The 5633-nt window shown below is 65.2% G+C and carries 6 protein-coding genes; 5 read left to right on the top strand and 1 reads right to left on the bottom strand.

Annotated elements, in window-relative coordinates; all coding sequences use genetic code 11:
- A partial coding sequence (locus EOA38_RS26240) for a putative sulfate exporter family transporter (RefSeq protein WP_127300601.1) occupies positions 1–533 on the top strand: 533 nt, incomplete at its 5' end.
- Here EOA38_RS26240 and EOA38_RS26235 read toward each other — a convergent pair.
- The gene (locus tag EOA38_RS26235) at positions 530–1027 is read right to left on the bottom strand and encodes a GAF domain-containing protein (protein WP_127300600.1); all 498 of its coding nucleotides are present in this window, start codon (positions 1025–1027) and stop codon (positions 530–532) included. The two genes, EOA38_RS26240 and EOA38_RS26235, sit on opposite strands and share 4 nt — an antisense overlap.
- Before the next feature lie 190 nt (positions 1028–1217).
- On the opposite strand from EOA38_RS26235, the gene EOA38_RS26230 reads away from it, so the two are divergent.
- The 4 genes from EOA38_RS26230 to EOA38_RS26210 all read left to right on the top strand — a co-directional run bounded on the left by EOA38_RS26230 (position 1218) and on the right by EOA38_RS26210 (position 5603).
- Complete coding sequence (locus EOA38_RS26230; protein WP_245480921.1) at positions 1218–2114, top strand: GlxA family transcriptional regulator; 897 nt, start codon at positions 1218–1220, stop codon at positions 2112–2114.
- Positions 2115–2427: 313 nt separating this feature from the next.
- Positions 2428–3732 (top strand): Xaa-Pro peptidase family protein, encoded by a 1305-nt coding sequence (locus tag EOA38_RS26220; RefSeq protein WP_127300599.1) that lies wholly within the window; start codon positions 2428–2430, stop codon positions 3730–3732.
- A 225-nt stretch (positions 3733–3957) separates the two neighbouring features.
- A complete protein-coding gene (locus EOA38_RS26215; protein ID WP_127300598.1) occupies positions 3958–4635 on the top strand; it encodes an isochorismatase family protein in 678 nt (225 codons plus the stop codon).
- Between the two features lie 5 nt (positions 4636–4640).
- Positions 4641–5603: an alpha/beta hydrolase gene (locus tag EOA38_RS26210; protein WP_127300597.1), complete on the top strand. Its 963-nt coding sequence runs from the start codon at positions 4641–4643 to the stop codon at positions 5601–5603.
- Positions 5604–5633 lie beyond the last annotated feature (30 nt).

Here is a 5633-nt window from a genome sequence, read left to right as displayed (position 1 = left end):
CCTATGCGGTTGCCGCAATAACCCTGTTCGGCACCATCGCCATGCTCTGCTTCCCGCTGCTGGCGCCTCTATTCGGCCTCGACCAGCATGCTTTCGGCCTGTGGGCCGGCGCTTCGATCCACGAGGTGGCACAGGTGATCGGCGCCGGCTTCCAGAACGGCACTTTTGCCGGCGAAACAGCGACCGTCGCCAAGTTGACGCGCGTCGCCATGCTGGCGCCGATGGTAGTCGCGCTCGGCCTTATGGCGCGCCGCGGCAGCGCCGATGCCTCAACCGCGAAACCGCCGATGCCGTGGTTCGTCGTCGCTTTCGTCGCGGTCGTGGCGCTGAACAGCCTGGTCGCGATTCCGGGGCAGATCCACTCGGCGATTGCGCTCGCGGCGCAGGTCATGCTGACCATGGGGCTTGCCGCCATGGGCCTGCAGGCCGATATTTCGCAGCTGCGCTCGCGCGGCCTGCGCCCGCTGATGCTGGCCTTCTCGGCTTTTCTGTTTATCGCCTGCTTCGGCCTGGTGCTGGTGAAACTCGTCTAGTCCTCGAAAGAACTCGCCGCCACATAGATCGCGGCGAGTTTCTCGATACCGGCCTGGTCTTCCTTGTCGAAGCGGCCGGGCAGCGGGCTGTCGAGGTCGAGCACGCCGAACACGCCGTCCGCATCGCGCAAAAGCACGACCAGTTCCGAGCGCGAGTCGGCATCGCAGGCGATGTGGCCGGGAAAATCGTGCACGTCCTTGATCAGCATCGACATGCCGAGATCGACCGCCGTGCCGCAGACGCCTTTGCCGACCGCGATGCGCACACAGGCCGGCTTGCCCTGGAAGGGGCCGAGCACCAGCTCTTCGTCGGACTGCAGGAAATAGAAGCCAGCCCAGTTGAGATCGGGCACCATCTGGTAGATCAGCGCCGAGGTGTTGGCGGCGTTGGCGATGGAATCGCCCTCGCCTTCCAGCAGCGCTTTCAGTTGCGTGGCCAACTCGTTGTAGAAGGCCGGCTTGTTGCTCGTGTCGATGGCGGTTGCCGCAAACATCCTGGTCGTTTCTCCGTTGTACGCGGCCCGAACGGCCCGCTACAGTTTGGCCTTCTCTGCCACCAATACAGCGTGCGGGAAATACACAATTGTGAGCGCCATCCTCGCCAGCCGTAAAAGGGACCGCATCCTGCCTGAGGCACACGAAGCCCCCCTCACCTTCGCGGTGCTGGTGTTTCCCGGTTTCCCGATGATGGCATTTTCCTCGGTCATCGAGCCGCTTCGCGCCGCCAATATCCTTGCCAAACGCGAATGCTACCGCTGGATGATCGTCGGCGCCGACCGTGGCACGGTCGAGGCTTCCAACGGCGTCGTCATCCAGCCCGGCTTCTCGGCGGCCGACGCGCCGAAGGTCGACCGCATTGTCGTCTGTTCCGGCGGCGATGCCGACCATGTCGTGGCCGACGAGGCGATGAGCTGGATCAGGAAAAGCCTGCGCGGCGGCGCGCATATCGGGGCCGTGGCCGATGCCGCCTTCTTTCTGGCTCGCGCCGGCCTGCTCGACGGCCATGCCTGCACCTTGCACTGGACCAGCCAGGCCGCCTTCACCGAGGCTTTCCCGGACATCGAGCTCAGGCGCGACCTCTTCGTCATCGACCGCAAGCGCTTCACCTCGGCCGGCGGCGTCGGCAGCCTCGACATGATGCTGGAGATCATCACGCGCGATTATGGCTCGGAGCTCGCGGCGGGTGTCGCCGAATGGTTCGTGCATTCACCTTTGCGGTCGAGCGTCGACCGCAAGCTGATGCCGCTTCGCCTGCGCACCGGGGTGCAGAACGAGCTTGTGCTGTCAGCCATCGCCATCATGGAGGATGCGGTGGAGGAGCGGCTCGGCATGGCGGAACTGGCGGAGCGGCTCGGCGTCTCGCCCGACAAGCTCGAGCGCAATTTCCGCGCCGAGTTGGATATCTCGCCCAACGGCTACTACCGGCGGCTGCGCCTGAAGCGCGCCGCCGATCTCTTGGCACACTCGACGCTGATGGTGCGCGACGTCGCGTTGGCCTGCGGGTTTGCTTCGATGTCGAGCTTTGCCCGGGCGTTTCGCGAGGAGCATGGGCGTGCGCCTAAGGCGATGCGGCGGCACTAAGCGCCGTCTTTCAGTAGGCCGAGTTCCGTCACACCCCCCTCTGGCCTGCCGGCCATCTCTCCCCCGCAAGGGGAGAGATTGGATGTCGCCGCCGCTTTCGCCAATCGCCAAATATTGCGGAAGAATGCCGTCGGGCGGAGCTGCTGATCTCCCCCCTTGCGGGGGAGATGGCCGGCAGGCCAGAGGGGGGTGCTGTCCCGCCAGCGTTGCAGTTAGACGAAAACCACGCCTGCGGCATCCGGCACGACCTTTGCGGAATAACGCACAAGCCCAGCGCCCTTCCCCGCTATGTTCGCGAGAACAGGAGGCACCCATGAGCATCGTCGTTTTCGATCCGGACAGCACCGAGGATGTGGACTTCAAGGACCGCATGCGCCACCCGGCCGCGGCCGATCCCGCGGGCGGCATGTGGCTGTCGGACACCGAGCCGTCCTTCATCAACGCGGACGCGCTGCGTAAGGGTCGGCTTACCAAGCTGCGCGCCTGGATGCGCGAAGCGGGTTACGGCGCAGTGGTTCTCTTCGATCCCTACAACCAGCGCTATGCCACCGGCTCGCGCAACATGTTCGGCTATTTCCTGCGCAATTCGACCCGCTATTTCTTCATCCCGACCGAAGGGCCGATCGTGCTGTTCGAGTATCCGCAGAGCTACCATGTCTCGATGGTGCTCGACACGATCGACGAGGCACGGCCGTCGAAGCTGGTGTGGTCCTCAGTTTCCGGTCGCGACGACGAGACCGCCGGGCCGTTCGCGGACGAGATCACCGAGCTTCTGAAGAAGCATGGCGGCGGCTCGATGAAGGTCGGGCTTGACCGCTGCAGCCATCTGCAGGCCCTCGCCCTGGAAAAGCGCGGCTGCGAGGTCAAGGACTGCCAGGGCGAGATCCTCGCCGTGCGCGCGGTGAAGACGCCTGAGGAAGTGAAATGCCTGCAGACCTCGATGGCGGGCGCCGAAGCGGCGGTGGCGGCGGTGCGGGAGGCGATCAAGCCCGGCGTCTCCGAGAACGAGCTGTTCGCCATCATGTATCACGAGGTGATCCGCCAGGGCGGCGAGTTCATCGAGACGCGGCTGCTCACCTCCGGACAGCGCACCAACCCGTGGTTCAACGAAGCGAGCGGCCGCAAGATCAGGCCGGGCGAGCTGGTCGCGCTCGATACCGACACGATCGGCTGCTACGGCTACTATTCCGATTTCTCGCGCACCTTCCGCTGCGGTCCGGGCAAGCCGACGCCCTACCAGAAGTCGCTCTACCGCATGGCGCATGACCAGGTGCAGCACAACATCGGGATCGTGAAGCCCGGCATGGCTTTCCGCGAGATTGCCGAGAAGGCCTGGAAGATCCCGGATCGCTTCGTCGACCAGCGCTACACTTCGGTGATGCACGGCGTCGGCATGCATGGCGAAACGCCTTTCATCGCGCACGCGATGGACTACGAGACCTATGGCCGCGACGGCGTCATCGTGCCCGGCATGGTGGTCAGCGTCGAAAGCTATATCGGCGAGAAAGGCGGCCGCGAGGGCGTCAAGCTGGAGGACGAGATCCTGATCACCGAGACGGGCACGGAGCTGCTCTCGCGCTTCCCGTATGAGGATGAATTCCTGGAGCCGCAGATTTGATGCTGGTATCGCAAAGCTTCGAGATTGGCGTCATTCTAGGGCGAAGCAAGGAGCAGAGCGACGCGGCGCAGACCTGGAATCCATGCCGTTCCGTCTCCGCTTCGCCACGGTGCGGAATTCTGTTAGGCAGCGATCGACGATCAAGGTAACGGCATGGATTCCAGGGTCTTCGCGACGCCGCTTCGCGGCTGCTTCGCCCTGGAATGACGAAGTCTGAGAATCCGCATGAAAACGCCCATTTCCATCCGGCGCGGTACGGTGGCCGCGGTGTTCATCGATCTCCAGGAGGAGCATCGCAAGGACAAGCGCTATCTGGTCGAAGGCTTTGCCGACATCCTTGCCAACGTCCAGCGGCTGCAGGAGGCGGCGCGGCGCAACTTCGTGCCGCTCCACCACTGGGCCTATATCGTCGACCTCGCCGAGGCACGGCCGTTCCATCCGATTGACGACACCGGCAAGTCGGCCTTCTCCGACAAGGACGATCCGCTGACGGCGATCTGCCGCGAGGTCGCGCCGCAAGACGGCGAAGCCATGCTGGTCAAGCAGGAAGCGAGCGCCTTCGGCAAGAACGATTTTGGCGACAAGCTCAAGGCGTCCGGCATCGAATGGCTGGTCATTGCCGGCGTCTGGACCGAGGCCTGCATCGACGCCACAGTGAAGGATGCCGTGGCCCGCGGTTTTCGCGTGCTGCTGGTCAAGGACGCCTGCGGCAGCGCGAGTGCCGCCATGCACCAGACCGGCATCCTCAACCTCGCCAATCGGCTCTATGGCGGCGCCGTCACCAACACGCTCGACGCCTGCCGGCTGATGGCGGGCGATACAGTGAAGGTGTGGCAGGTCGAGGGCTCCGTGCCGCTGCGCTTCACCTTCGAGAACGCGGCGCGGCTCTACGCCGAGCTCTGACGGCGGTGGCCGGCGATCCATCCGATCCGGCCGGGCGCGGCAAATATGCCGCCCTGCTCGACCCGGAACTCTGGGACTATATCGACACGGTCAATGGCTGGTACCCGCCCGAGATCGCGGCGTCGCCGATCGCCGAGCAGCGTGCGGTCTACAACCGGATGTGCGTGGCGTTCCACCAGGGCCGTCCACAGGGCGTGAGTATAAGCGACGGCCTCGTCGCCACGGCCGCGCATACCATCCCGGTCCGGCGCTACCGCATGGCGGACAAGCCGGCAGCGGCGATCGTCGTCTACTATCACGGCGGCGGCTTCGTGCTCGGCGATCTCGACAGCCATGACGACATCTGCGCCGAAATCTGCGCCGGCACCGGCTTCGAGGTGGTCTCGACAGACTACCGGCTGGCGCCGGAGAACCTGCATCCCGCTTCCTTCGACGATGCGCTTGCCGTGTTCGAATGGGTCGCGGCGACGAGCGCGCTGCCGATCGTGCTGTGCGGCGAAAGCGCCGGCGGCAATCTCGCCGCGGCTGTGGCGCACGCGACGCGCCACCACCCGAGGCATGCCATCGGCCAGATGCTGATCTATCCCGGTCTTGGCGGCGACGAGACCCGCCGCTCTTATGTCCAGCACGCCGAGGCGCCGTTGCTCTCGGTCGCCGACATCGATTTCTACCGCCGCATCCGCTCGGCGCCCGGGCAGTCGCTCGACGACTCGACCTTCTCGCCGCTCAGGGACCGCGATTTCTCCGGCCTGCCGCCGACTGTCATCGTCACCGCCGAGTGCGATCCGCTGTCGTCGGACGGCGAGGCCTATCGCGACAGGATTCTGGCCGCCGGCGGTGATGCCATGTGGCGCGAGGAGCCGCGGCTGGTGCACAGTTTTCTGCGAGCGAGGCGGACGGTGCCGCGCGCGGCTGAGGCGTTTGCGAGGATTATTGCGAATATTGGGGCGCTTGGCGCCGGACGATGAGGCTGGGATCTCCCTCCTTGAGGGGGAGAT

This window comes from Mesorhizobium sp. M1E.F.Ca.ET.041.01.1.1, from assembly GCF_003997355.1.
GTDB lineage: Bacteria > Pseudomonadota > Alphaproteobacteria > Rhizobiales > Rhizobiaceae > Mesorhizobium.
Note: the sequence above shows the minus strand (reverse complement) of the source record. Positions and strands in the feature narration are given on the sequence as shown.

Coding starts and splice junctions, on each gene's coding strand:
- EOA38_RS26235 (WP_127300600.1), bottom strand. CDS start 1,027: ATGTTTGCGGCAACCGCCATCGACACGAGCAACAAGCCGGCCTTCTAC.
- EOA38_RS26230 (WP_245480921.1), top strand. CDS start 1,218: ATGATGGCATTTTCCTCGGTCATCGAGCCGCTTCGCGCCGCCAATATC.
- EOA38_RS26220 (WP_127300599.1), top strand. CDS start 2,428: ATGAGCATCGTCGTTTTCGATCCGGACAGCACCGAGGATGTGGACTTC.
- EOA38_RS26215 (WP_127300598.1), top strand. CDS start 3,958: ATGAAAACGCCCATTTCCATCCGGCGCGGTACGGTGGCCGCGGTGTTC.